Raw genomic sequence first — 24072 nt, forward strand, 5'->3', positions numbered from 1 at the left:
GCCCCCTTCGGCCCCAGCTACGCCCCGCGCCTTTGCCGCCCCGGCGCCGATGCCGCCGATCCGGCGCTTCGCCTTGCTGGACGAGGTATCGGCCGAGGTCGGCTCTCCACCCGCTTCAGCGGCGCCGCCCCTGCCTGGCCAGGCGCCTGCCGCCCCGCCGGGCCCAGGCCCGGCGCCCCGCCCGCCTGCCCGCCTTCGCGTGCGCCGACGGCCGCATCCAGGGAATGACGCCTGATGCCGCTGATCGCCTTCGTCTCGCCCAAGGGCGGTGTGGGAAAGACCACGCTGGCCGCGAACATCGCCGCCCTGATCGCCGCGCGCGGGCATGAGGTCCTCGGGCTCGACCTCGACCCTCAGAACGCCCTGCGCCTGCATCTCGGCCTGCCCGTGCGGGACGAGGAGGGCTTTCTCACCGGGCTCGGCAGCGGAAGCTCCTGGCGCGCCGCGCTGCGGCACACCCCCTATGGGGTATCCCTGCTGCCCCATGGCGGCGTGGAGCCGCGGGGCGCGATGGAGCTGACGCGCCTGCTGATGGACCGCCCGGACCTGCTGGTGGAACCCGTGCGCGAGATGCTGGCCGACCCGCATCGCATCGTGATCCTCGACAGCCCGCCCGGACCCTGCCCGGCCCTGGCCGCCCTGCTGCCGATGGTGGACCTCTCCGTGGTGGTGCTCCTGGCCGATGGCGGAAGCGCCTCGCTCATCCCGCAGATCGCGGATGGGCGCTTCCTCGGCCGCGGCACCCTTGCGACCCGGGCAGCCGAGCGATCCGTGCTGGTGCTGAACCAGGTGGAGCTGGAGGCGCCTCTTTCCGCCGCCGTGCTCGACTGCGCCCAGGCCACGATGGGCAGCCGCCTGCTGGGCGTGGTCGCCCGGGACGCCGCCGTGGCGGAGGCCCTGGCCGATCGCCGCCTGCCCGTGGAGGTCACGGGCAGCCGCGCCGCCGAGGACCTTTCGCTTCTGGCCGAGGCGCTGCTCGGCCGCCTTGCCCTGCCGCCGCCCGGCGCGGCTCGGGGCCATTCCGTTCTGACCGATTGGGGAATGCGCCGATGACGGCCATGCGGATGACCGCGATGGGCGACCGCCTTCCGGCCCTCGGCCGGGCACTCCGGATCGCGAGCATCCTTCTCGGCGCGCTGGCCTTCCTCTTCGTGATCACCGTGCCGCTGAATGGCGAGCAGCAGGCGGTGCTGACGCTTCTGGGCATCGCCGCCTTCCTCCTGATCAACCGGGTGAAGTCGCGGCGGGCGACGGTCCTGTTGGTGGTGCTCTCCTTCGCCATCACCTCGCGCTACCTGTGGTGGCGGGTGACGGAGACGATCGAGTTCGACAATGTCTTCCAGGGCTTCCTCTCGCTCGGCCTCTTCGCGGCCGAGCTCTATGCCGGCTCGCTCCTCTTTCTCTCCTATGTGCAGCTCACCTATCCGCTGAACCGCAAGCCGACAGCCCTGCCGGCCAACCCCGCGGATTGGCCGAGCGTCGACGTCTATGTCCCCTCCTACAATGAGAGCCTGGAGATCGTGCGGCCGACCGTGCTGGCCTGCATGAACATCGACTGGCCCCGGGACAAGCTGAACGTCTACGTGCTGGATGACGGCCGCCGCCCCGAATTCCGCCAGTTCTGCGAGGAGGTGGGCTGCGGCTACATCATCCGCCCGGACAACAAGGGCGCGAAGGCCGGCAACATCAACCACGCCCTGCGCCACACGGATGGCGACCTCATCGCCATCTTCGACTGCGACCACGCCCCCACCCGCGCCTTCCTGCAGATGACGGCGGGCTGGCTGGTGCGGGACCAGCGCCTCTCGATGGTGCAGACGCCGCACTACTTCTACTCGCCCGACCCGTTCGAGCGGAACCTGGCCCGCCGCCGGCCGGTGCCGAACGAGGGCCTGCTCTTCTACGGCGCCATCCAGCCGGGCAACGATCTCTGGAACGCCGCCTTCTTCTGCGGTTCCTGCGCGCTGATCCGCCGCACCGCCCTGATGGAAGTCGGCGGCGTGCCGCACCAGACGGTGACGGAGGACTGCCACTGCTCTCTGCTGATGCAGCAGAAGGGCTGGCACACGGCCTATATCCGCCTGCCCCTCGCCGCCGGCCTGGCGACGGAGCGCCTGTCCATCCATATCGGCCAGCGCATGCGCTGGGCGCGCGGGATGATCCAGATCCTGCGGCAGGAGAACACGCCCTTCGCCCCCGGCCTCACCTGGGCGCAGCGGCTCTGCTACTTCACCGCGGGCTTCTCCTTCCTCTTCGCCCTGCCGCGCATCGTCTTCCTCACCTCGCCGCTCGCCTTCCTCTTCCTGGGGCAGAACATCATCGCGGCCTCCCCGCTGGCCATCATCGCCTATGCGGGCAGCCACATGTTCCACGCCTTCGGCACGGCATCGCGCCTGAACGGAAAGAACCGCCATTCCTTCTGGTCCGAGATCTACGAGGCCTGCATGGCGGCGCCGCTGGTTCTGGTGACGCTGGCGACGCTCTGGGACCCGCGAAGGGGCAAGTTCAACGTCACGGACAAGGGCGGGCGGCTGGAGGAAGGGTATCTCGATGTCCGGGCCGTGCTGCCGAACCTCATCCTGCTGGCGGCTCTCATCACCGGCGTCTGCATCGGCCTTTACGGCACACTCTCGACCGAAGCGGGGTCGCTGGATTTTCAGGCCTATCTGCTGAACACCCTGTGGTGCACGCTCTGCCTCGTGCCCGTCTCGGCCGCCGTGGCGGTGGGGCTGGAGCGGGAGCAGATGCGCGACCGCGCCCGGGTGGAGGTGAACCTGCCCGCCGAGCTGATCCTTTCGGACGGCCGCCGCGTGGCCGCACAATCCTCCGACATCTCCATGTCCGGCGCGCGCCTGCTGCTGGACCGGCCGCTCGGCATCGCCAATGGCGACCATTGCCGCGTCTGCTTCGACCTGGGCGACGAGCATGTGGAAGTCCATGCCACCCTCCTGCACTGGGAGGAGGGCGAGGCCTTCCTGCGCTTCCATATCGAGAATGTGGTCGACGAGGCAGCCATGGTCCGCGTCTTCTTCGGCCGGCCGGATGCCTGGGTGCATTGGGACCAGTGGCCGCAGGACCGTCCTCTGCGGGCGCTGAAGGATGTCGTGATGGCGACCAAGGACGCCGTGTTCCGGAAATACCGCTTCAAGATGACCAAGGCCCCCAGCCGCGTGAGCAAGCCCGTTCCCGTCGAGCAGATCCGCAAGTCCGACGTGGTGCGGCCGAAAGCCCAGGTCGCGCGGGCAAAGGAGACCACCGCCGCGGCCATCGGCCTGCTGGCGCTGCTTCTGCCCGGGTCGGTGCTGGCCCAATCGCCTGGGCCGGGTTCGGCGCCGCCGAGCTTCGCCCCCCCTGCCCTGCCCGGCACGCCCACCTATGCGCCGAGCCCGGTCCCCGTGGTCCCCGCGCCACCCGCCGCCGCGCCGGCGCCGTCCGGCGGCACGCGGGAGGCGCGGCTGACCTTCCGCGAGCTTGGCCTGACCGGCCCGATGCAGTTCCGCGGCACCGCCGACCTGCAGGGCGTCCTGTTCGGCCTCTCACGGGATGAGGTGGTGACCTCCGCGCGGCTGACCGTGCAGGGCGGCTCCTCCGCCGCCCTCATCCCCTCCCTCAGCCAGATCGCGGTGACGCTGAACGAGCAGTTCGTCGGCAACATCGCGCTCGATCCCGCGCGCCAGGCCTTCGGCCCGCTCTCCTTCGACATCGACCCCGTGAACTTCGCAGAGGTGAACCGGCTGAACTTCCGCTTCGCCGGCCGCTACGCGACCGAGTGCAACGACCCGCTCTCCGGCCTTCTCTACGCGAACATCTCCGACCTCTCGACGCTCCAGCTCACCATCGAGCGCCTGCCGCCGCAGCGGGACCTGGCCCGTCTGCCGGAGCCCCTCTTCGACCGCCGGGTGCTGCGCCGGGCGCTGAGCCTGCCGGTGATCATCCCGGCCGAGGCGGGGCCGCAAGGCCTGCGCGCCGCGGCGATTGCGGCCTCCTGGTTCGCGGTGCAGGCCGATTATCGCGGCGCGAGCTTTCCCGTGGACCGCAGCGTGCCGTCCCAGGGCAATGCGCTGGTGATCGCGGCGGGGCCGGATGCCGTGCCCGGCCTGGCCCTGCCCCGCTTCGAGGGGCCGACCCTGGCCATGGTGGCCAACCCCACGGATCCGTTCGGCACGCTGCTAATCCTCGGTGGAAGGTCGGAGCAGGAGGTGGCGCAGGCCGCGCTCGCCCTGGCCGCCGGGCGCGGGGGAGTCGGGGGCGAACTGGCCCGCGTCTCCGCGCCCGCCATCACGCCGCGCCAGCCCTATGATGCGCCGCGCTGGCTCCCGGCGGACCGGCCCGTCCTGATCGGCAGCCTTGTCGACCGCTCGGAGCTGCAGGCCTATGGCTACACGCCCGGCACCATCCGCGTGCCGTTGCGGACGGCGCCCGACCTCCTCACCTGGGCGGATCGCGGCATCCCCGCCGATATCCGCTTCCGCGGCCCCAATGGGCAGGCGGTGGATGTCGCGGCCTCGCGGCTCGACGTGCTGGTCTCCGAGAACTTCCTGAAGTCCTTCGCACTCGGCTCTGGGGAGCGGATCTGGCCGCTCAACCTCCTCACGGGCTGGCTGCTCGGTGACGAGGCGGTGCGCAAGGGCCGGGCCATGGTGCCGACCTATCTCCTCTTCGGGCGGGAGGAGCTGCAGATGCGCTTCGACATGCGCCCGCTGAACCGCGGCGAATGCACGGCCGTGCCGGGCGACATCCGCGCGGCGGTCGACCCCGACAGCACGATCGACCTCTCCCGCGCCTGGCGCTATGCGCGCCTTCCCGCGCTGAACTACTTCGCCTCGGCCGGCTTCCCCTTCACCCGTATGGCCGATCTGGCTGACACGGCGGCGGTGCTGCCCGAGCGGCCGAATATGCTGGAGGCGAGCGCCTTCCTCGACCTCATCGGCTCGCTCGCAGCCAATGTCGGCCATCCCGCGACCGGGCTGACGGTGGTTTACCCCTCGGGGCTGCAGACGGTGGCCGGGAAGGACCTGCTTCTGCTGGGCACGCTGGGGCGCCAGCCCGCGGCCGCCACCCTGCTCCGGAACAGCCCCGTGCAGGTGCAGAACGACCGCCTGACCATCGCCGCGCCCGATGCCCTGGCCGATATCCGCGCCCTGTTCCTGGACCGTCCTGGCTCGGACGAGCTGACCCGGGCCTCCGCCGCGCTGTCCGAGCTGGGCGAGGGCGTGGCGGTGCTGGTCGGCACGGAAAGCCCTCTCACCGCGGGCAAGTCGGTCGTCGCCGTGCTCGGCGCCACGCCGGCGGCCCTGTCCGGGGTGGTGGGAGCGCTGCGGGACCCTGAAACCTCGCCGCGGGTGCAGGGCGACCTCGTCGTGCTCAACGGCAGCCGCGTGACGGGCTATCGCACCGCCGCGACTTACGGAGTTGGTAACCCGCCCTGGTGGGTGATGCCCTATCTCTGGCTCGGCACCAGCCCCTGGCGGGTGGCGAGCGTGATGCTGGCAGGTGCCCTCCTCCTGGGCCTGCCCTTCTATTGGCTACTGCGCCGCCGGGCCGCGATGCGGCTCCGCGCCCGCACACCGAAGGGGCACTAGACCATGCGGGGCATGCGCCGGGGACAGGGACGGAGCGCGCTGGGTGTGGCGCTGGCGCTGGCGGCCTGGTCCGGGCCTTCCGCCGCGCAGCAGGTCGCGGCCGCCTCCTCTCCGCCGGGGGCCGTGGACGTGCTGGTCCGCCAGGCCGAGCGCTGGCTTTCCCAAGAGCGAGTGGAACTCGCCGCGCCGGCCGTGGAGCGGGCCCTGGCCGCGGCGCCGGACAATCCCTCCGTCCTCTCCGTCGCCGCGCGGCTGGAGGTGGCGCGCGGAAACCGGGACGCGGCGAATGCCTATCTTGCCCGCCTCCGCGCCGCCGGCGCGACGCCGGAGCAACAATCCCAAGCGGAAGGCGCCGTGCGCAGCGCCACGGTGGACCGCAGCGGCCTGGAGGAGGCACGCCGCCTCGCACGGGAGGGCCGGGCCGATGCCGCCGCCCAGCGCTACCGGCAGGTCTTCGGTGCCCAGGGGCCGACCGAGCCCTATGCCCAGGAATACTACCAGACGCTGTCGGGCACCGAGCAGGGCCGGGCCGAAGGCCAGCGCGGCCTTGCCAACATGGCGAACCGGCCGGGCGCCACGGATCGCACCCGCCTCGCCTATGCCCAGAGCCTGACCTATGCCGCCGGCACCCGCGCGGAAGGCATACGCCGCCTGGCGGAGCTGGCGGACCGCCCGGAGGTCGGACAGGAAGCGCGGCAATCCTGGCGCGCTGCCCTTGGCTTCGCCGGCAACGACCCGAGCGTCGCGCCGCAGGTCGAGGCTTACCTGCAGCGCTTCCCCGGGGACCCTGAACTGAGCCGGCGGCTGGAGGCGCTGCGGGCGGCCCCGCCGCCCACGCCCGCCGACCCCAACGCCGCCGCGCGCCAATCCGCCTTCGCCAGGCTGGAGGCGGGCGGCACGGCCGACGCCGCGCGCCAGTTCGAAGCCGTCCTGGCCACTAACCCCAATGATGCGGATGCGCTGGGTGGGCTGGGCATCGTGCGCCTGCGCCAGGGCAACCAGCCGGAGGCGCGACGCCTGCTGGAGCGGGCTGTCGCGGCCGATCCGTCCCGTGCGGCGCAGTGGCAGCGCGCGCTGGACGCCGCCTCCTATTCCACCGATCTCGCCGAGGCCCAGGCCCGCCTGCGTCGCAACGACCTGGAGGGCGCGGATGCCGCCGCCCGCCGGGCTGCGATGCGCGAGGTGGATGACCGCTCCGATGCCGAGGTGGTGCTCGGCGAGCTCGCCCTGCGCCGGAACGATCCGCAGGGTGCCGAAGCCCGGTTCCGCGCGGCGCTCAGCCGGCGCCCCGGCTTCCAGCCGGCCCAGCAGGGGCTGAACGCGGCCCTCCGGGCCCAGGGGCGCCCGGCCGAATTCGCCATCGCCCGCCCCGCGCCCCGCCCCGCCGCCCCAGGCGGCGGGGGCGCGCCAGCCACGGGTACGGCCGAGGGCAATGCCTACCGGGCGGAAGCCGCGCGGGTCGCGGACCCCGCGGCGGCGGCGGCCATCCTGCGCAACGCCGTCGCCGCCGCGCCCGACGATCCCTGGACCCGGCTCGATCTCGCCCGCGCCCTGCGTCGCCAGGGGCGCGGTGCCGAGGCTCGGGCCGTGGTGGAGGAGTTGGCGGCACGCAGCGCCAATCCGGACGCGGCCTATGCGGCCGCCCTTCTGGCCGAGGAGGACAACCGCATCGCGGATGCGGATGCGCTTCTCTCCCGCATCCCACCGAACCGGCGGAGCCCAGACATGTCCCGCCTCGCCGCCCGCATCCGCGGCGCGCGGGAGGTGCAGTCGGCCGCCGCCCTGCTGCCCCTGAGCCCGATCGAGGGCCGCACCCGCCTGCTCACCCTCGCGGCCCGGCCGGATCCGACCGGCAGCACGGCGGTGGCGGTGATCCGCGCCTTCGGAGAGGCCGGGGACCGCGCCGGCGCCGCCGAGGCCGCGCGCGTGGCCATCGCCAATCGCAGCGCGACCGGCACGGCGGCCCGCATTGCCATTGCCGGCGCCCTTCTCGGCGCGGGGCTGGATGCCGAGGCCACCGCCCTGGCCGCCGAGGCCGACACCACGGCCGCCACGGCCGAGCAGCGGCGCGACCTCGCCTCCATACGGTCGGGCGCGGCCGTGCGCGCCGCGGACCGGCTGAACGAGGCGGGCGACCAGGCCGATGCCTTCGAGCGCCTGCGCCCGGTGCTTGCCTCAGACCCCGGCAACCAGGACGCCAACCTCGCCCTCTCACGCCTCTATCTCGGCGCCCGCCGGCCGGAGGAGGCGCTGCGCGTGGCGGAAGCCGTGCTGATGCGCGACCCACGCAACCTGGATGCCCGGCGCAGCGCCATCGAGGCCGCGCTTGCCACAGGCGACCGGCAGCGGGCCGAAGGACTCCTGGCCGGCGCCCAGGCCACGAATCCCCGGGATTCCCGCGTCGCGCTGCTGGAGGCCCGGATCGCCCGCGCCTCGGGCGACGAGACGCGCGCCCGGCAGGCGCTGGAACTGGCGGCGGCGCAGCGCAGCGCCGAACTCGGCACCCGCGCGACGGCCACCACGCCGGGGGTGGTCCCCATGCAGGGGCTGGCCAATCCCTTCGCCCGCTCCGGCACGGGCGGCACGGCCCTGACAGCGGCCCAGCCGACCGATCCCGTGCTGCGGCAAATCCAGACCGAGGCGGATGCGCTGCGGCAGGAGACCGGCACGCTGCTCTCCGGCGCCGTGGCGGTCCGCGTGCGCTCGGGCGATCAGGGGCTGGACCGCCTGACGGAACTGGGCGCGACGCTGCAGGCCGATATCTCCCCGGGCACGCTGGGTGGGCGGCTGACCGCCTCGGTGCAGCCGGTCACGATCGATGCCGGCTCGCCGCTCGCGGATGTGCAGGCGCTGCGGCGCTACGGTACCAACGCCCTCAATACGGGTATCGCGGGCAGCACCTCGACCCTCGCCTCCTCCCGCAATACGAGCGCGGCGGGCGTGGCGCTGGCGGCGAACTACGTCCGAAACGACTGGCTGAAGCTCGATATCGGCTCCACGCCGCTCGGCTTCCGGCGGACCAATATCGTCGGCGGCATCGAGCTTTCCCCCGCCCTGACCGACCGCCTCCGCATCCGCGTGGCGGGGGAGCGGCGGGCGGTGACGGACAGCCTGCTCTCCTGGGCCGGCGCGGTGGACGACCGGACCGGTGTCAGCTGGGGTCCCGTGATGCGGACGGGCGGGCGGGCCCAGGTCGAGGTCCCGATCGGCGCGGGCTACGCCTATGCCGGCGGCGGCTACGCCACCTTCGACGGCGACGGCGTGGCGAGCAACACGCGGATCGAGGCGGGCGCCGGCGTGTCGCTGCCCCTCTACAAGACCGCGGGCGGCGAGCTGACCGGCGGCGTGGACCTCGTCTATTTCAGCTACGACCGCAACCTGCGCTACTTTACCCTCGGCCATGGCGGCTATTTCAGCCCTCAGCAGTACACGGCCCTCAACATCCCCGTGGATTGGCGCGGCCGGGCTGGCGACGTGACCTACCGGGTCGGCGCCACGGTCGGCTATGCGAGCTACCGCGAGGATCGTGCGCCTTACTTCCCTAATGATCCGGGGCTCCAATCCCAGGTGGAGGCGCTGGCAACCTCCACGGCGGGCGGGACCAACCCCGTCACAGCCTTCTATGCGGGGCAGTCGCAGAGCGGCTTCGTGGGCGGGCTTCGCGCGGAGGTGGACTGGGCCATCACCCCCACCCTCACGCTTGGCGGCGCGATCCGCTACGACAAGGCCGCCAATTTCGACGAGACACGGCTGCTCATGCGCCTTCAGAACAGGTTCTGAAGGCGCGCCTTGCACGGTGAGGTCCGGGCAATCATATGAATACACGAACACAATTCGTGATTTGAGCCCGAGATGACCGCACCCCGCCGCCTGCGCCTTGGCGCCTTCATGCGCCCGGTCAGCATCCACACCGCCGCCTGGCGCTACCCCGGCGCCTTCCCCGACGCCAACTTCAACCTCCAGCACCTCGTCCGCTTCGCCCGCAGCCTGGAGGCGGCGCGCTTCGACGCCTTCTTCATGGCGGACCACCAGGCCGTGCTGAACATGCCCATCCAGGCGCTGAAGCGCAGCGCCACCACCACCAGCTTCGACCCGCTGACCCTGCTGCCCGCGCTGGCCATGGTGACCGAGCGGCTCGGCCTCATCGCCACGGCCTCCACCACCTATAACGAGCCCTGGCATGTCGCCCGGAAGTTCGCCTCCCTCGACCATATCAGCGGCGGCCGTGCCGGCTGGAATGTCGTCACCTCCGGCAACCCGCATGAGGCGATGAATTTCGGGCGCGACGAGCACTGGGAACACGCGGCCCGCTACCGCCGCGCCCATGAGTTCATCGATGTGGTGAAGGGCCTCTGGGACAGCTGGGCGGACGACGCCTTCATCCGGGACGTGGAAAGCGGCGTCTATTTCGACCCGGAGAAGATGCATGTGCTCGGCCATAAGGGTGAGCATTTCTCGGTGCGTGGCCCCCTGAATGTCGCGCGGCCGGTCCAGGGCTGGCCCGTGATCGTGCAGGCCGGCTCCTCCGAGGACGGGCGGCAGCTGGCCGCCGAGACCGCGGAGGTGATCTTCGCCGCCGGAGGCCCGATCGGCGATGCGCGGGCCTTCTATGCCGATGTGAAGGCCCGCACCGCCGCCGCCGGGCGTGACCCGGACCACCTGCTGGTCCTGCCCGGCGCCTTCGTGGTGGTGGGGGACAGCGAGGAGGAGGCGCGGGAGAAGCGGGCCAGGCTGGATGCCGGCGTGCATGACGATAGCGCCATCGCCTCCCTTTCCATTGCCCTGGGGACGGACGCCTCCCTCTTCGACCCCGACGCGCCGCTACCCCAAGACATTCCCGAGACGAATGCCAGCAAGAGCGGCCGGGAGCGCGCCATCGCGATCGCCCGGCGGGAGAACCTCACCGTTCGCCAACTGGCGCAGCGCCTGGGCGGCTATGCCGGCGCGGCCATGGTGGGCACGCCGAAGAGGATTGCCGACGAAATGCAGGAATGGCTCGAAACCGGTGCCTGCGACGGCTTCAACATCATGTTCCCCTACCTGCCGGGCGGGTTGGACGACTTCGTGACCAAGGTGGTGCCGGAGCTGCAGCGAAGGGGCCTGCACCGCACGGAATATGAAGGGGCGACCCTGCGCGAGAACCTCGGGCTCCCCCGCCCCTCGAACCGCTTCTTCCCGCGGGCCTGACCGCCCTCCCCCCCGCAAGACCCCTGGCCCTGCCGGAGCCGCCGGCCTTTCGGCCGGGGAAGGAGCTGACCATATGCCCTCCATGATCCCGCTCTCCGTCCTTGACCTCTCCCCCGTGCCCGACGGCAGCGACGCCGGACAGGCGCTCCGCAACTCGGCCGAGCTCGCGCGCCATGTCGAGCGGCTCGGCTACAACCGCTACTGGATGGCCGAGCACCACAACATGCCCGGCATCGCCAGCGCGGCCACGGCGGTCGCCCTGGCCCATGTGGCGCATGGCACCACGCGCATCCGCATTGGCGCGGGCGGCATCATGCTGCCCAACCACGCGCCGCTGACGGTCGCCGAGCAGTTCGGAACGCTCGCCTCCCTCTATCCCGGCCGGGTCGATCTCGGCCTGGGCCGCGCCCCGGGCACGGACCAGGTGACCGCCCATGCGCTGCGCCGGACGCTGCAGGGGGACGTCGACTCCTTCCCGCAGGACGTGATGGAGCTGATGGCCTATTTCCGCCCGGTCCAGCCCGGGCAGCGCGTGCAGGCGGTGCCGGGCGCGGGGCTGGACGTACCGGTCTGGATCCTCGGTTCCTCGACCTACGGCGCGCAGCTCGCGGCGGCGCTGGGGCTGCCCTATGCCTTCGCCTCGCATTTCGCGCCGGCCGCGATGCACGACGCCATCGCCATCTACCGCGAGCGCTTCCGCCCCTCCGGACATATCGAGAAGCCGCATGTGATGATCGGCGTGAACCTGCATGCGGCGCCGACGGATGAGGAGGCGCGCTTCCTCTTCTCCTCGCACCAGCAGTCCTTCGTGAACCTGCGCAGCGGCCGCCCGGGCAAGCTGCCCGCGCCGAAGGAGGGCTTCTACGAAAGCCTGGACCCCCATGCGCGCGCCATGATCGACCACAGCCTGGCCTGCACCATCGTCGGCGGCCCCGATGCCGTGCGACGCGGGCTGCGCGACATCATCGAGCGGACCGGGGCGGATGAGCTGATGCTCACCGGCCATATCCATGACCCCGAGGCCCGCAAGCGGTCCTATGCGATCATGGCGGAGGTCGCTGCTTCCCAGCCCGTCGCGGCCTGAGGCCCCCGGGCTCGTCATTTGGTCCTGCCGGCCCGCCCGGATAGAACCGCCCCCTCACACCAGGGAAACAGCGCGATGATCGAGGAACGCAAGCCCGGCACGGGCGACGAGGCCGTGGCCGGCAAGGACGTGACGGTGCACTACACCGGCTGGCTCTTCGATGCCGGCAAGCCGGAGAACAAGGGCCGCAAGTTCGACAGCTCCCGCGACCGCGGCGAGCCCTTCTCCTTCCCGCTCGGCGCCGGCCACGTGATCCGCGGCTGGGACGAGGGCGTGCAGGGCATGAAGGTGGGCGGCCAGCGCACGCTGACCATTCCGCCGGAGAAGGGCTATGGCGCCCGCGGCGCCGGCGGGGTCATTCCGCCGAACGCGGTGCTGGTGTTCGACGTGGAACTGCTGGGCGTCGGCTGACACCGGGCACGGAGGGCTCCGCCCTCCACCCGCCAAGGGCCTGAGGCCCTTGGAACCCCGTCTGACTGCCGTGGATACCCCGGATCGGTGGGGTCTCTGGTTAGAGGTGCTGATTCTGCCTTTGCAGTCGCCTGAGGTCATCGACCTCAGGCGCACCGTCAGCCCCGTGATTCCAAACTTCTAAAAGAAGATGATGGTGAGGGGTCGGGGAGAGGAAGAATTCCTTCTTCCTCTCCCCGGGACAGACCGCCAGCCCAGAATGGTCTCAGCCCTCCGAGCCCTGACGCCAGTAAGCCACGGCGCGGTAGCGGGCGCGGTCCAGGCCGCGCTCATCGCCCCAATGCTCGCGCAGGGCACGGGCCGTCGCGTTCTCGCAGGCGGCCCAGCAGGTGATGGCCTCGCCCACCGGCCAGGTCACGGCCCGCACCGCTTCCAGCAACCGGCTGCCATAGGGGGCGCCGTTCCGGTGCACCCAGTGCAGCGTGAAGCCCGGCGGGTGGCGGAGCGGCTGCTCCTCCGCCGCATCGGCGACTTCGATCACGACCACGCCTCGGGCATCGGGCGCCATGGATTCCAGGCCGCGGGCGATGGCGGGCAGCGCGGTTTCGTCGCCGGCGACCAGCGTCCAGCCGTCCGCCACCACCGTGCCGCCGCCGGGTCCCATGATCCCGACCCAATCCCCGGGCTGGGCCCGGATCGCGAAGCGGGAGCCTGGGCTCTCCTCCCCGTGGAGGACGAAATCGACGTCGAGCGTGCCGGCGGCGAGGTCAAGGCTGCGGATGGTGTAGGTGCGCCGGGTCAGGCTGGCATCGAAGACCGGCTGGCCACTGGCGCTGACATGCGGCCAGACCGGTTCCGCCCCGGGCTCCGGGATCAGGATCTTCACATGCATCTGGTCCGCGTCGAAGCGCTCCAGCCGATCCCCGGACAGGGTCAGGCGGCGCATGCGCGGCGTCACGTCCCGCGCGCTGAGCACGCGCAGGGGACGGAAGTTGTGCGGCTGCGCGCCGGCCCCAAGGGCGCCGTCGCCGGTCCAGACGATGCCCAGCGCCTCATCCGGTGCAAAGGCGTCCAGGTGGCCGGAGACGATGTTCTTCGCATCCGCCAGCCGATCGGGGTTTGCGGCCTCGATCCGCAGCTCGATCTGGCCCTCCTGCAGCCGCAGCATGGCGGTGCTGCCGGGGAAGAGGATGCGGGAATCGGCCAGCGAGCCGGACACCTCCATCCCATGATCGACCATGTGTTCGCGGAAGCGGGTGATGAGGGCTTCCGGGCTGCGGGTGCGGGCGCGTGCCTCGGCGACGAGGGAAGTCATGGCCTCCGGTCCTCTACTGGATCGCACCGGGCTGCAGATCGGCCCAATGCGCGCCCTCCATGGGAATGGAGAGGAAGCGGGTGTTGAGATCCGCCATGGTGGCGGCGGGCGAGAGATCGGCGCAGCGATCCGGGTGGAACCAGCGCGCCATGGCCTCGAGCATCACCATATGGGCCGGGGTGTCGTTGAAGCCGTGCCAGATGGCGTGGGCCCGGCGCGCCTTCACCGCGGACAGGGACTCGAGATGGCTGCGGCGGATCACCGCCGCCAGTTCGCGCTCCGCCTCCGCGACCGGCACGCCGGGGCCGAGTGGAATGCCGCCGCGCCCGGCGTAGGGGCCGCCGGTGGCCACATAGACGGCGGGCTGCGTGGCCAGCACGTATTCGAGCGGCAGCTGGCCCGTGGCACCCGGCAGCATCTCCGCCCCGATATTGTGGCCGCCGGCGAAGCGGATCATCGAATCGAAGGCGCCCTTGCCCGGGGAGGAGCAGCAGGGCGGCCCCCCGGCATGGGCATGCACCAGCACTTTCGGCCGCGCCTCTCCAAGCCCGGACAGGCGCGTGGTGATGCGGTCCAGCCGCTCGGCATAGAAGGCCTGGAAGGCCGCCGCCCGGTCCTCCAGCCCCAGCACCTGGCCCAGCACGGCCATGCTGCGCCGCGTGTCGCGTATCGGGTCCGTGAAGAAGTCGATCACCACGACCGGAATGCCGAGGGCGGTGAGCCGGTCCGGCAAGCCCTCCCCCATCCGCCGGAGCCCGCCGCCGCTCAGGATCACCACATCGGGCCGCGTGGCGAGCACAGCTTCGACCGACATCCCGTCGCCCTGCACGCGGCCGACCAGCGGAATGGCGTCGGCCTGCGGAAAACGGGCGCGCAGCGCGGCGTAGTCGGGCGGGTTCTGGCCCCGCAGGTCGTCCGCCCAGCCCACCACCAGCGACACGGGATCAGGGTGCAGCAGCGCCATCGCGAAGACATGCCGCCCCTGCCCAAGGACAATGCGCCGCGCCGGGCGGGGCAAGGAGACCTGGCGGCCCAGCACATCCGTGATGCGGATGGTCCCCTGCGCGCGCAGGAGGCGGGGGGCGGCCAGGGCGGGCAGGCTGCCCAGGAGGATTCGGCGGTTCATGCGGGCGCTCCTGGCGGAGGGAGGGCGAAGGGAAGCGCGCGGGCGATGGCGGCCGGAAGGACGGAGCCGTGGGTTTCCCCGGCGAACTCCACGAAGTCCACGCGCGAAGGGCAGTCTTTCAGAAGCGCCGCGAGGTCCCGGGCGTTGCCGGCCATGCGGCGCGCGGCCCGTTCGGCCGCGTTCGGGCGGTTCTCCCGCCCCTCCAGCTCGCCCACGGCGACCAGCAGCGCGCGGTCCGCGGCCTCCGCGGGCGGGACGGCAACGAATTGGTGGGCGCCCTGCATCAACGCCCCACCGCCCCACCAGAGCGAGGGGCTGGCGGCCACCAGGCGACGGAACAGGCGCGGGCGCGTGAACAGGGCGTGCAGGGCGAGCAGCCCGCCGAAGGAATGGCCGAACAGGGCAAGGCGGGTCCGGTCAACCGGGAAGCGGCGCTCGATCCGGGGCAGGAGCTCGCCCTCGATGAAGTCCAGGAACGCATCGGCCCCACCCGTGCCTTCGGGGGCGTCCGGGATCCGCGGCGTATAGTCCCGCGAGCGGGCGGGCACGTCGAAGGGGCGGTCCCCGGCATGGCCCAGCCCGACGATCAGCGCGGGCGCGATGTCGCCGGCAGCACCACGCCAGGCGCGGGCGCGGGCGGCATCCACGGCCGTGGCGAAGCATGCATTGCCATCGGTCAGGAAAAGAACGGGAAAGCCGCCCGGCGGGGGCGGCGCTTCCGGCCATGCGAGCAGGATGCGGTGCGGGCGCGCCGGGTCATCCCCGGCGCGCATGTCCCACCAGGCGGTACGGGGCAGCGTGACGGGCTGCTCCGTCATCACCACCGAACGCGCAGACCCGCGAGCACGAGGCGGCGGTTGCCGTAGTAGCAGTTCGTGACGGAGTTGCAGCTGGCGACGTATTCCTTGTCCGCCAGGTTCTGGCCGTTCAGCGTGAACTCCAGCCCGCGCAGGTTGTCGAAACGCTGGCCGAAGTCGTAGCGGATGGCGGCATCGAACAGGGTGACGTCGGGCACCTTGAAGGTGTTCGTCTCGTTCCCGTAGGTCTCGCCGATATAGCGCACGCCGCCGCCGATCTCGAGCCCGCGCAGCGGCCCTTCGCGGAAGGAATAGTTCGCCCAGCCGCTGGCGATGTGGTTCGGCACCTGCGGCACCCGGTTGCCCGAAACGCCGGCCGTGTTGGACTTGGTGATCTCGGCATCGATGTAGGAGTAGGTGCCGATCAGGTCGATGTTGCTGGTCAGGCTGGCTCGCCCTTCCAGCTCGAATCCGCGCGAGCGGATCTCGCCGGTCTGCACTGAGAAGGCGTTGTTGTTGGGGTCGGTCGTCAGCACGTTCTGCTGCGTGATCTGATAGAGCGCGGCCTGGACGAAGCTGTTCATCCCGGGCGGCTGGTACTTCACGCCGATCTCATACTGCTCGCCCGTCGTCGGGTCGAAGGTGCCGCCGCCACGAGCGGGCGAGAGGGTGCCCGAGTTCGGCAGGAAGGAGGTGGAGTAGCTGGCATAGGGCGCGATGCCGTTGTCGAACAGGTAGAGCGCGCCGGCCCGCCAGGTGAAGGACTCGTCATACTGGCTGGTATGGGCGCTCGTGCTGCGCGTCACCGTCTCGCTCGTCGCGAAGTCCTGCCGCACGCCGATGTTGAAGCGGAAGCGGTCGATCGCGATCTGGTCTTGTGCATAGATGCCGAGCTGGTCGGTGATCTGGCCGGTGGTCTGGGCCAGGGTGATGCGCGGCGCGGTGACCGGCACGTAGTAGCTGGGCGAGAAGAGGTCGATGGTCGGCCCCGTCGCCTGCCCCAGGCGGCGCTTGGCGGAGGAGCGCGACCAGTCCAGCCCGGTTAGCAGCGTGTGGCGCACCGGCCCCGTGTTGAAATCCGCCTGGAGCTGGTTGTCGAGCGCGAAGGTATCCGCATGCTCGATCGCATGGGTCAGGTTGCGGTTGCCCGTGCGGCCATTGGGCGCGATCGACTGCACCGAGAGCACGCGGCGCTCGGAATCGATATGCATGTAGCGGAAGTTCTGGCGCGCGGTGAACACGTTGTCGAAGCGGTGCTCGAACTGATAGCCCACCGAGGCTTGGCGCCGCGCCTCCGTGTTCCAGTTCGGGTCGCCGCCGAAGAAGTTCGAGTGGATCCGGCCATTCGGGCTGGGCAGCACCGTGCCGACGGCCGGGACGAAGTTGTAGAAGCCCGCCCGCGGATCATCCTGGTAGGAGGAGAGCAGGGTGAAGGTGGTGTTGCTGTCCGGCCGCCAGGTGAAGGCCGGCGCGATCGCGATCCGCTCCTCCCCGACATAGTCGTATTGCGTCTCCGCCTTCCGGGCGATGCCGGTCAGGCGATAGAGGAACTGCCCGTCCGCGGTCAGCGGCCCGCCGAAGTCGAAGGCGGCCTGAAGCCGCGAATCCGTCCCGGCCTCCAGCCGCACCTCATGGATCGGCGTCTCGGTCGGGCGGCGGCTGACGAGATTGACGAGGCCGCCGGCGCCCGTCTGACCGTAGAGCACGGAGGCCGGGCCGCGCAGCACCTCGATGCGCTCCAGCAGGTAGGGATCGAAGGTCGGCACGGCGAAGGATGCGCCGCGGCCGACGCGAAGGCCATCGAGGAAGTTCACGAAGGCCGCGCCCGTGCCCTGGCCACCGAAGCCGCGCACGAACACGCTGTCGAAGCGGGCGCTCGGGCGGATTTCGGAGAGCACGCCGGCGGTGTAGCGCAGCGCCTGGGAGATGGACTGCGGCTGCTGGTCGTCGATCTGGTCGCGGGTGACGACGCCCAGCGACTGCGGGGCCTCGATCAGCGGCGTGTCGGTCTTGGAACCGGTGGTGGTCACCGGGGCGACATAGCCCTGCACGGGCTGCCAGCTGCGCCAGGCGGTCGCCTGCACGTCCACCTCAGGCACGGCGATCGGCGTCTCGGCCGCGTCCGTCTGGGCATGCGCCGGGAGGGCAAGGGCCATCGCCGCGGCGGTGGCGAGCAGGAGGCGGCGCGGCGAGATGGAACAGGTCGGGCGAGGCATGCGAGTCATCCGCAGGAGCATTCGGCCGTCTCTCTTCCACAGATGCAACTTGGTCGCAATTGCCGACATGGCCTCTCGGCTCTACTGTGGCTCCGCCGCAACAAGCTCCACCGGTCCCACCCTTTGCCATTCGGGCGCCGTGAGGGCCGGGCTATGCTGCCGGTGGAAGGCGGCCCGATATGCGGCATATCAGTGGATTAGCGATCACGGAAACGGGGCTGGGCGTGTCGCTCGCCTTCATCGCGGGGGCGGTCAATGCCGGCGGGTTCCTGCTGGTCGGGCAATACACCTCCCATATGTCCGGCATCCTCTCGGCCATCGCGGATGCGACGGTGCTCGGAGCCCTAGGGCTCGCGGCCGCTGGTGCCGTGGCGGTGCTGTGCTTCCTGCTTGGCGCCGCCTGCTCCGCGGTGCTGATCAACTGGGGCCGCCGCAACCCGCGCCACCATCCCTACGCCCTGCCCCTTCTGCTGGAAGCCGGGCTGCTGCTCCTGCTCGGGCTGATCGGGGGCTTGTTGCGGGCCGCGCCGCTCGTGGCCATGGCCGTGCCGCTGCTCTGCTTCCTGATGGGGCTGCAGAACGCCACCATCACGAAGATCTCCGGCGCACGGATCCGCACCACCCATATGACGGGGGTGGTTACCGATCTGGGGATAGAACTGGGCAAGCTGTTCTACTGGAACCGCGGAGCCGGGGGGCATGTGGTGCGCGCGGATCGGGTGAAGCTGCGCCTGTTATCCGCCGTCCTGTCGGCCTTCATGCTGGGGGGGCTGGCGGGGGCGCTTGGCTTCTCCCGCCTGGGCTTCGTCTCCACCCTCCCCCTCGCCATGGCTCTGATCGCCCTGGCCTGTGCGATGATCCAAGCGGAAGGGCGCGGCAGGTCCCATCCCGGCCTGCCGGATTCCCAGAGCATCCGTTGAGCAGACCTGCCCGGCCCGGCACGCGGGGCCCGGCATTTGTGGTGATAGCTGCGAATGATTATCCTCTGCGGCATCCTCCAAGGCCCGGAGCCCTCATGAACCGCAGCCTGCTGCGCCCTGCCCTGCGTCCCACCCGGTTGTCCGCTCCGGGGCCGGCTCCGTCGCGATGAGTGCCTCCGTGATCTCCGCCGGGGACGCCGCCTCCGGCTATCGCCGGCTGATGCTGCGCCGCTCGGCCCTGCTGGTCGCGCTCAGCCTGGGTCTTGTCGCGGCCTTCCTGCTGGATGTGGCAACCGGTCCGGCGCGGCTTCCGCTCGCCACGGTGCTGGACGCACTGCTGGCCGGGCGCGGCGCCGGAGGGGCGATGTCGGTCATCGTCTGGGACGTCCGCCTGCCCTATGCCGTAATGGCGATGCTGGTCGGGGCCGCCCTCTCGCTCTCGGGCGCCGAGATGCAGACGGTGCTGGACAACCCGCTGGCCAGCCCCTTCACCCTCGGCGTGTCCTCCGCCGCCTCCCTCGGGGCCGCCCTGGCCATCGTGCTCGGGCGCGGAATCCCCTTCGTCCCGCAGGACTGGCTGATCCCGGCCAATGCCTTCGTCTTCGCCCTGGCCGCGATGTTCCTGCTGCAGTTCCTCGCGCGGCTGAGGGGGGCGGGGGTGCAGTCGCTGGTGCTGTTCGGCATCGCCCTCGTCTTCGCCTTCAACGCCCTGGTCGCGCTGATCCAGTTCGTGGCCACCGAGCAGGCGCTGCAGCAGCTCGTCTTCTGGTCGATGGGAAGCCTGGCGCGCTCGACCTGGGACAAAATCGGGATCCTGGCCCTGGCCCTGCTGGTGGCGGCACCCTTCTCCGCCCGCGCGGCCTGGCGGCTGACGGCGCTGCGCCTGGGCGAGGACCGCGCGCGTTCCTTCGGGGTGGACACGCATGCGACGCGGCGCGGGGCCCTGCTGCGGGTCAGCCTGCTGGCCGGCGTCTCGGTTGCCTTCGTCGGCACCATCGGCTTCGTGGGGCTGGTGGGGCCCCATGCGGCGCGGCTGATGGTGGGCGAGGACCATCGCTTCTTCCTGCCCGCCTCGGCGCTGTGCGGCGCGCTGCTGCTCTCGCTCTCCTCCGTGGTGGGCAAGCTTGTCGTGCCCGGGCTGCTGGTGCCGATCGGCATCGTCACGGCGCTGATCGGCGTTCCCGTCTTCCTGGCGCTCGTGCTCGGCCGGGGGCGCATGGCATGAGCACGGCCTCCCTCACCGTCTCCGGGCTGCGCGTCGCCTATGGGCGCAAGGTGATCGTGGACGATCTCAGCCTGCCGCCGCTCCAGCCGGGCACCCTCACCGCCCTGGTCGGCCCGAATGCGGCGGGCAAGTCCACCCTGCTGCGCGGCATCGCGGGCCTCGTCTCGGGCACGCGCGGGCAGGTCCGCCTTGGCGACCGCGACCTGCTTGCCATGTCGATCCCCGAGCGCGCCCAGCACCTGGCCTACATGCCGCAGGGGCTTCCGGGTGGCGTGGCACTGACGGTGATGGAGACCCTCGTGGGCGCCCTGCGTGCCGTGCCGACGGCGCTTGCGCCCGATGGAGCGAGCGCCGCCGCCCATGCGATCCGCGTGCTGCAGAAGCTGGGCATCGAACACCTGGCGATGCGCACGCTCGACCGCCTCTCGGGCGGGCAGCGGCAGCTTGTGGGGCTTGCCCAAGCGCTGGCGCGGGAACCGGCGGTGCTGATGCTCGATGAGCCGACCAGCGCGCTCGACCTCCGCCATCAGGTCTCGGTCATGGCCCTGGTGCGGGAGACGGTGGTGCGCAGCGGGCTGGTGGGGGTGGTGGTGCTGCACGACCTCGCCCTGGCCGCCCGCTTCGCGGACCGGCTGGTGGCGCTGAGCGAAGGCAAGGTGCAGGCGGATGGGACGCCGACCCACACCCTCACACCCGACCTCCTGGCCCGCGTCTATCAGGTGGAGGCACGGGTGGAGCGCTGCTCGCAGGGGCATCTGCTCGTCCTGGCGGATGCTCCGCTGCGCGGCGCGGCCTAGGGCCGGTTAGGCAAGGCTGGCGGGTTGGTCCGGTCAGCCCGGCCGCAGCATCCAGTCGGCCAGGGCGGCGAAGGTGGCTTTCGCCCCTCGCAGCACGGCGGCCGCGTCCGGCTCGGCCTCCAGCCGCTCCAGGAAGCCGCGCCACATGGCGCCGGTCGCCTCACCATAGCCGTTGAAATACGAATGGCCGCCCGCAGCCGGAAGGCCGAGGCCTTCGAGCCCTTTCAGGATGACCCGCCCACCGAGCGTCGACCCCTCCATCACATAGAGGGAGCCCATGGCCTCGCCATGGCCGCGCAGGGCTGGCGGCGGGCAGGTGGGCAAGGTCTCCGGCACCACGCCCAGCGCGCGCAAGTCGCCCCGAAGGAGATGCAGGCGCCGCCGGGGCGAAAGGAAGGCGTCGTCCGACAGCTCGGCCGCGACGCGCGGCTCCCAGCCCGCCCAGAATCCGAAGAAGCGCGAGAGCACCGCCCGGTAGCGCCCGAGGGTCAGGCCCGGGTCAGCAAGAGCCAGCCCGCCCTCCAGCCGGTCGTGATCGGCCCGCGTCTCCGCGCGCAGGCGGTCGCGCAGGCTGTTCCCGGCGCTGGCTATCCGATCGCCGGGCATCAGATCATCGCGCGGATCTTGGCCGCCAGCACGTCCATGGCGAAGGGCTTGGTCATCACCTGCATGCCGGGTTCCAGCAGCCCGTTGCCGATGGCGGCGTTCTCCGCATAGCCCGTGATGAACAGCACCTTGAGCCCCGGTCGCTTGTCGCGCAGGGCATCGGCCAGCTGGCGCCCGTTCATTCCGCCGGGCAGGCCCACATCGGTCACCATCAGGTCAAGCCGGCGCATGCTGTCGGCCGCCCTCAGCGCCTGGGCTCCGTCGCTGACCTCCACCACGCCATAGCCGAGCTCGCGCAGCACCTCGCCGACGAGCATGCGCACCACCGGCTCGTCATCCACCACCAGCACCGTGCCGCCGTCGGGCGCGATGGCGGGAGGGACGGACTCCGGCCCCTCCGCATCCAGCACCGCCTCCTCCGCCGAGCGCGGGAGATAGAGGCGCACCGTGGTGCCCTGCCCGGCCTCGGAATAGATGCGGACATAGCCGTTGGACTGCTTGGCGAAGCCATAGACCATGGAAAGGCCCAGGCCGGTGCCCTGCCCCAGGGGCTTGGTGGTGAAGAACGGATCGAAGGCACGCGCCACCACCTCCGGCGGCATGCCCATGCCGCTATCCGTGACGGAGATCGCGACATACTGGCCCGGCGTCACATCATGGTGGCGCCTGGCATAGGCATCGTCGAGCCTCGCATTCACCGCCTCGATGGTCAGCCGCCCGCCATCGGGCATGGCATCGCGCGCGTTGATCGCGAGGTTGAGCAGCGCGTTCTCGAGCTGGTTGGCGTCGCAATGCGTCGTCCACAGCCCACCGGACATCACCGTTTCCACATGGATGGCCGGCCCGACCGTGCGGCGGATCAGCTCCTCCATGGAGGTGACGAGGCGGTTCACATCCGTCGGCTTCGGATCCAGCGTCTGCCGGCGGGAGAAGGCGAGCAGCCGATGGGTCAGCGCCGCCGCGCGGTTGGCCGAGGTCATGGCTGCGCCGAGATAGCGGTCCAGCTCCGTCACGCGGCCCTGGGCCACGCGGCTGCGCATCATCTCCAGGCTGCCGACGATGCCGGCGAGCAGGTTGTTGAAGTCGTGCGCGATGCCGCCCGTCAGCTGCCCGACGGCTTCCATCTTCTGGGACTGCCGCAAGCGCTCGTTCAGCTCCGCGATACGGCCGAGGCTGCGGATCACCACCTCGGTGATGGCATGGCGCAGCGTGGCCGCGATCTCCAGCTCCCAGCCGGCCCAGGGGCGCGCATAGCCATGGCGCTCCTCCACCCAGCGATCGAAGGACTGGCGCGGCACGACGGACCCGTCCTGCGGTTCCAGCGCCTTGTGCGGATTGCCGCCCCAGCTGACGAGGGACGGCTCCTCGGGCCGGAACCAGAGCATCATGTCGGCGCGGTCGGCCGCCAGGAACACGGCGAGCACGCCGCTGGCGATCGGCGCGTGCGGCCAGTCCGGGATATCCGCCGAAAGGTGATCCGAATGGAAGATCTCCTCCCCTCCCCGCGCGCGCAGCCAGGCGGCGAGCCGGAGGATATCGGCCGCTGGCGGCACGGTGCCCAGCCGCTCGACCTCATTGCCCCTGACCACCGCCGCTCCGGTGCAACCGAAGAGGGAGGCGATGTTGACGGATCCGGCCGTGAGGGCGGAGGTGACATCATCCGCCTCCGCCATATGCACCAGCAGCTCCGCCAGGTGCTGGGAGTCCGCGCGCCGCGCGTCCTCCGCCCCCTGCTGCTCGGCGCCGCCGACCCGCAGCGCGAAGGCATCCGTCAGCGCGGCCGCCGCGGCGCGCTGGCCCGGCGAGGGACGGTAGGGCTGCCGGTGGTGGCAGACCATCAGGCCCCAAAGCCGCCCCTCATGCAGGATGGAGAGGGACATGGAGCCGTCCACGCCCATGTTGCGGTGGTACTGGAGATGCACCGGCGCCAGGCTGCGCAGCCGCGCGAAGGAGAGGTCGATGGGCTTGTCCGGCGCGTCCGGCGTCTCCCAGGAAGGGTCCTTGTGCAGGGGCACCGGAACGGCGTCGCGGCGCGGCACCCAGCGGATGAGGCTGCGGCGGTACAGCTCCCGCGCCTGGGCCGGGATGTCGGAGGCGGGGAAGTGGAGGCCATCCAGCGACTGCTCCCAATCCGCCACCTTGTCCTCGGCCAGGGTCTGGCCGTGCCAGTCGCGGTCGAAGCGGTAGATCAGCACCCGCTCATAGCCCGTGAGCTGCCGGATTCCCTTCACCGCCACCCGGGCGAGGTCCTCCAGCCGCGCGCCGGCGCCACGCAGCCGGGCGATCACGCGCTGCAGGGCGCGGGCGGCCGCCAGGGCCTCCTCCTCGTCGCGCGGCGCCACCGGCTCCAGCTCGATCAGCACCTTGCCGTCCTGGGTGTGCGAGGTGGCCTCGAAGGCGCCGCCCGGCAGGGTCAACCCGGTTTCCCAGGGAGCCTCGCCAGGCATCTCGCCGGCCTCGGCCTGGTCCAGAAGGGCACGGGCAAAGCCCTCGCCGAGCACGTCTGCCATGGCCAGGCCGAGCAGCGTGTTCGAGGCGACGCCATCCGCGAGCAGCCCTGCATTCTCGCTGGCCGCGACGATCCGAAGGCCCTGCGCGGGATCCGCCACCAGCAGCACGCCGTGGGGCTGGATGCTGCCGGGGATGTGGATCGGCTTCTGCGAGCAAAGCGAATCCACCGGGTCCGGCCTCGGCACCAGCACCTGCGCGGCAAGGCCGCGCAGCCGATTGGGATGGAAGGCCAGGCTCATTCCGCTCACGAAGCCCGGCACGGAGAGGAGGAGCCGAGGGAGAAGCCCCTCATCCA

Annotated in this window: 15 protein-coding genes; 9 read left to right on the plus strand and 6 right to left on the minus strand. The window is 71.4% G+C overall.

Features of this window, described 5'->3' with window-relative positions; all coding sequences use genetic code 11:
- Nucleotides 1-234: 234 nt before the first annotated feature.
- The 6 genes from BUB97_RS03175 to BUB97_RS03200 all read left to right on the plus strand — a co-directional run bounded on the left by BUB97_RS03175 (nucleotide 235) and on the right by BUB97_RS03200 (nucleotide 12264).
- Nucleotides 235-1053 (plus strand): cellulose synthase operon protein YhjQ/BcsQ, encoded by an 819-nt coding sequence (locus BUB97_RS03175; RefSeq protein ID WP_073131369.1) that lies wholly within the window; start codon nucleotides 235-237, stop codon nucleotides 1051-1053.
- The gene (gene bcsA / locus BUB97_RS03180; RefSeq protein WP_073131371.1) at nucleotides 1050-5582 is read left to right on the plus strand and encodes a UDP-forming cellulose synthase catalytic subunit; all 4533 of its coding nucleotides are present in this window, start codon (nucleotides 1050-1052) and stop codon (nucleotides 5580-5582) included. Before BUB97_RS03175 ends, bcsA begins: the two co-directional genes overlap by 4 nt.
- A 3-nt stretch (nucleotides 5583-5585) precedes the next feature.
- Nucleotides 5586-9362: a cellulose biosynthesis protein BcsC gene (locus BUB97_RS27175; RefSeq protein WP_086061858.1), complete on the plus strand. Its 3777-nt coding sequence runs from the start codon at nucleotides 5586-5588 to the stop codon at nucleotides 9360-9362.
- Nucleotides 9363-9434: 72 nt separating this feature from the next.
- Complete coding sequence (locus tag BUB97_RS03190) at nucleotides 9435-10769, plus strand: LLM class flavin-dependent oxidoreductase (protein WP_073131374.1); 1335 nt, start codon at nucleotides 9435-9437, stop codon at nucleotides 10767-10769.
- 82 nt (nucleotides 10770-10851) lie between these two features.
- On the plus strand, nucleotides 10852-11853 hold the full coding sequence (locus BUB97_RS03195) for an LLM class flavin-dependent oxidoreductase (protein WP_073131611.1): 1002 nt from the start codon (nucleotides 10852-10854) through the stop codon (nucleotides 11851-11853).
- A gap of 75 nt (nucleotides 11854-11928) precedes the next feature.
- Nucleotides 11929-12264, plus strand: coding sequence for an FKBP-type peptidyl-prolyl cis-trans isomerase (locus tag BUB97_RS03200; RefSeq protein WP_073131376.1), 336 nt, complete (start codon nucleotides 11929-11931; stop codon nucleotides 12262-12264).
- Nucleotides 12265-12529: 265 nt separating this feature from the next.
- On the opposite strand, the gene BUB97_RS03205 is transcribed toward BUB97_RS03200, so the two are convergent.
- The 4 genes from BUB97_RS03205 to BUB97_RS03220 are packed head-to-tail and all read right to left on the minus strand — an operon-like array spanning nucleotide 12530 to nucleotide 17718.
- Complete coding sequence (locus tag BUB97_RS03205) at nucleotides 12530-13579, minus strand: siderophore-interacting protein (protein ID WP_073131378.1); 1050 nt, start codon at nucleotides 13577-13579, stop codon at nucleotides 12530-12532.
- Nucleotides 13580-13592: 13 nt separating this feature from the next.
- The gene (locus BUB97_RS03210) at nucleotides 13593-14705 is read right to left on the minus strand and encodes an ABC transporter substrate-binding protein (RefSeq protein ID WP_073131380.1); all 1113 of its coding nucleotides are present in this window, start codon (nucleotides 14703-14705) and stop codon (nucleotides 13593-13595) included.
- A complete protein-coding gene (locus tag BUB97_RS03215; protein ID WP_073131614.1) occupies nucleotides 14702-15523 on the minus strand; it encodes an alpha/beta hydrolase in 822 nt (273 codons plus the stop codon). The genes BUB97_RS03210 and BUB97_RS03215 overlap by 4 nt, the downstream gene beginning before the upstream one ends.
- Nucleotides 15523-17718, minus strand: a complete 2196-nt coding sequence (locus BUB97_RS03220) for a TonB-dependent siderophore receptor (protein WP_073131616.1) — start codon at nucleotides 17716-17718, stop codon at nucleotides 15523-15525. Before BUB97_RS03220 ends, BUB97_RS03215 begins: the two co-directional genes overlap by 1 nt.
- A 179-nt stretch (nucleotides 17719-17897) precedes the next feature.
- Between BUB97_RS03220 and BUB97_RS03225 the strand changes: the two genes are divergently transcribed.
- The 3 genes from BUB97_RS03225 (at nucleotide 17898) to BUB97_RS03235 (ending at nucleotide 20660) form a co-directional block, all read left to right on the plus strand.
- Nucleotides 17898-18638: a YoaK family protein gene (locus tag BUB97_RS03225; RefSeq protein WP_073131382.1), complete on the plus strand. Its 741-nt coding sequence runs from the start codon at nucleotides 17898-17900 to the stop codon at nucleotides 18636-18638.
- Nucleotides 18639-18804: 166 nt separating this feature from the next.
- A complete protein-coding gene (locus BUB97_RS03230; protein ID WP_073131384.1) occupies nucleotides 18805-19863 on the plus strand; it encodes a FecCD family ABC transporter permease in 1059 nt (352 codons plus the stop codon).
- Nucleotides 19860-20660 (plus strand): ABC transporter ATP-binding protein, encoded by an 801-nt coding sequence (locus BUB97_RS03235; RefSeq protein WP_073131386.1) that lies wholly within the window; start codon nucleotides 19860-19862, stop codon nucleotides 20658-20660. Before BUB97_RS03230 ends, BUB97_RS03235 begins: the two co-directional genes overlap by 4 nt.
- Before the next feature lie 33 nt (nucleotides 20661-20693).
- On the opposite strand, the gene BUB97_RS03240 is transcribed toward BUB97_RS03235, so the two are convergent.
- Both BUB97_RS03240 and BUB97_RS03245 read right to left on the minus strand, forming a co-directional pair.
- Entirely contained in the window at nucleotides 20694-21266 is a 573-nt protein-coding gene (locus tag BUB97_RS03240) for a biliverdin-producing heme oxygenase (RefSeq protein WP_073131389.1), read from the minus strand.
- A complete protein-coding gene (locus BUB97_RS03245) occupies nucleotides 21266-24016 on the minus strand; it encodes a response regulator (protein WP_139281291.1) in 2751 nt (916 codons plus the stop codon). Before BUB97_RS03245 ends, BUB97_RS03240 begins: the two co-directional genes overlap by 1 nt.
- Nucleotides 24017-24072: the final 56 nt, after the last annotated feature.

It is taken from the genome of Muricoccus roseus, from assembly GCF_900141905.1.
Taxonomy (GTDB): domain Bacteria; phylum Pseudomonadota; class Alphaproteobacteria; order Acetobacterales; family Acetobacteraceae; genus Roseomonas; species Roseomonas rosea.

What these genes read in the sequence shown, in the direction of transcription:
- BUB97_RS03205 (WP_073131378.1), bottom strand. Translation starts at nt 13,579, where the DNA reads ATGACTTCCCTCGTCGCCGAGGCACGCGCCCGCACCCGCAGCCCGGAA.
- BUB97_RS03215 (WP_073131614.1), bottom strand. Translation starts at nt 15,523, where the DNA reads ATGACGGAGCAGCCCGTCACGCTGCCCCGTACCGCCTGGTGGGACATG.
- BUB97_RS27175 (WP_086061858.1), top strand. Translation starts at nt 5,586, where the DNA reads ATGCGGGGCATGCGCCGGGGACAGGGACGGAGCGCGCTGGGTGTGGCG.
- bcsA (WP_073131371.1), top strand. Translation starts at nt 1,050, where the DNA reads ATGACGGCCATGCGGATGACCGCGATGGGCGACCGCCTTCCGGCCCTC.
- BUB97_RS03240 (WP_073131389.1), bottom strand. Translation starts at nt 21,266, where the DNA reads ATGCCCGGCGATCGGATAGCCAGCGCCGGGAACAGCCTGCGCGACCGC.
- BUB97_RS03235 (WP_073131386.1), top strand. Translation starts at nt 19,860, where the DNA reads ATGAGCACGGCCTCCCTCACCGTCTCCGGGCTGCGCGTCGCCTATGGG.
- BUB97_RS03245 (WP_139281291.1), bottom strand. Translation starts at nt 24,016, where the DNA reads ATGAGCCTGGCCTTCCATCCCAATCGGCTGCGCGGCCTTGCCGCGCAG.
- BUB97_RS03220 (WP_073131616.1), bottom strand. Translation starts at nt 17,718, where the DNA reads ATGCCTCGCCCGACCTGTTCCATCTCGCCGCGCCGCCTCCTGCTCGCC.
- BUB97_RS03230 (WP_073131384.1), top strand. Translation starts at nt 18,805, where the DNA reads ATGAGTGCCTCCGTGATCTCCGCCGGGGACGCCGCCTCCGGCTATCGC.
- BUB97_RS03210 (WP_073131380.1), bottom strand. Translation starts at nt 14,705, where the DNA reads ATGAACCGCCGAATCCTCCTGGGCAGCCTGCCCGCCCTGGCCGCCCCC.
- BUB97_RS03195 (WP_073131611.1), top strand. Translation starts at nt 10,852, where the DNA reads ATGATCCCGCTCTCCGTCCTTGACCTCTCCCCCGTGCCCGACGGCAGC.
- BUB97_RS03175 (WP_073131369.1), top strand. Translation starts at nt 235, where the DNA reads ATGCCGCTGATCGCCTTCGTCTCGCCCAAGGGCGGTGTGGGAAAGACC.
- BUB97_RS03190 (WP_073131374.1), top strand. Translation starts at nt 9,435, where the DNA reads ATGACCGCACCCCGCCGCCTGCGCCTTGGCGCCTTCATGCGCCCGGTC.
- BUB97_RS03225 (WP_073131382.1), top strand. Translation starts at nt 17,898, where the DNA reads ATGCGGCATATCAGTGGATTAGCGATCACGGAAACGGGGCTGGGCGTG.
- BUB97_RS03200 (WP_073131376.1), top strand. Translation starts at nt 11,929, where the DNA reads ATGATCGAGGAACGCAAGCCCGGCACGGGCGACGAGGCCGTGGCCGGC.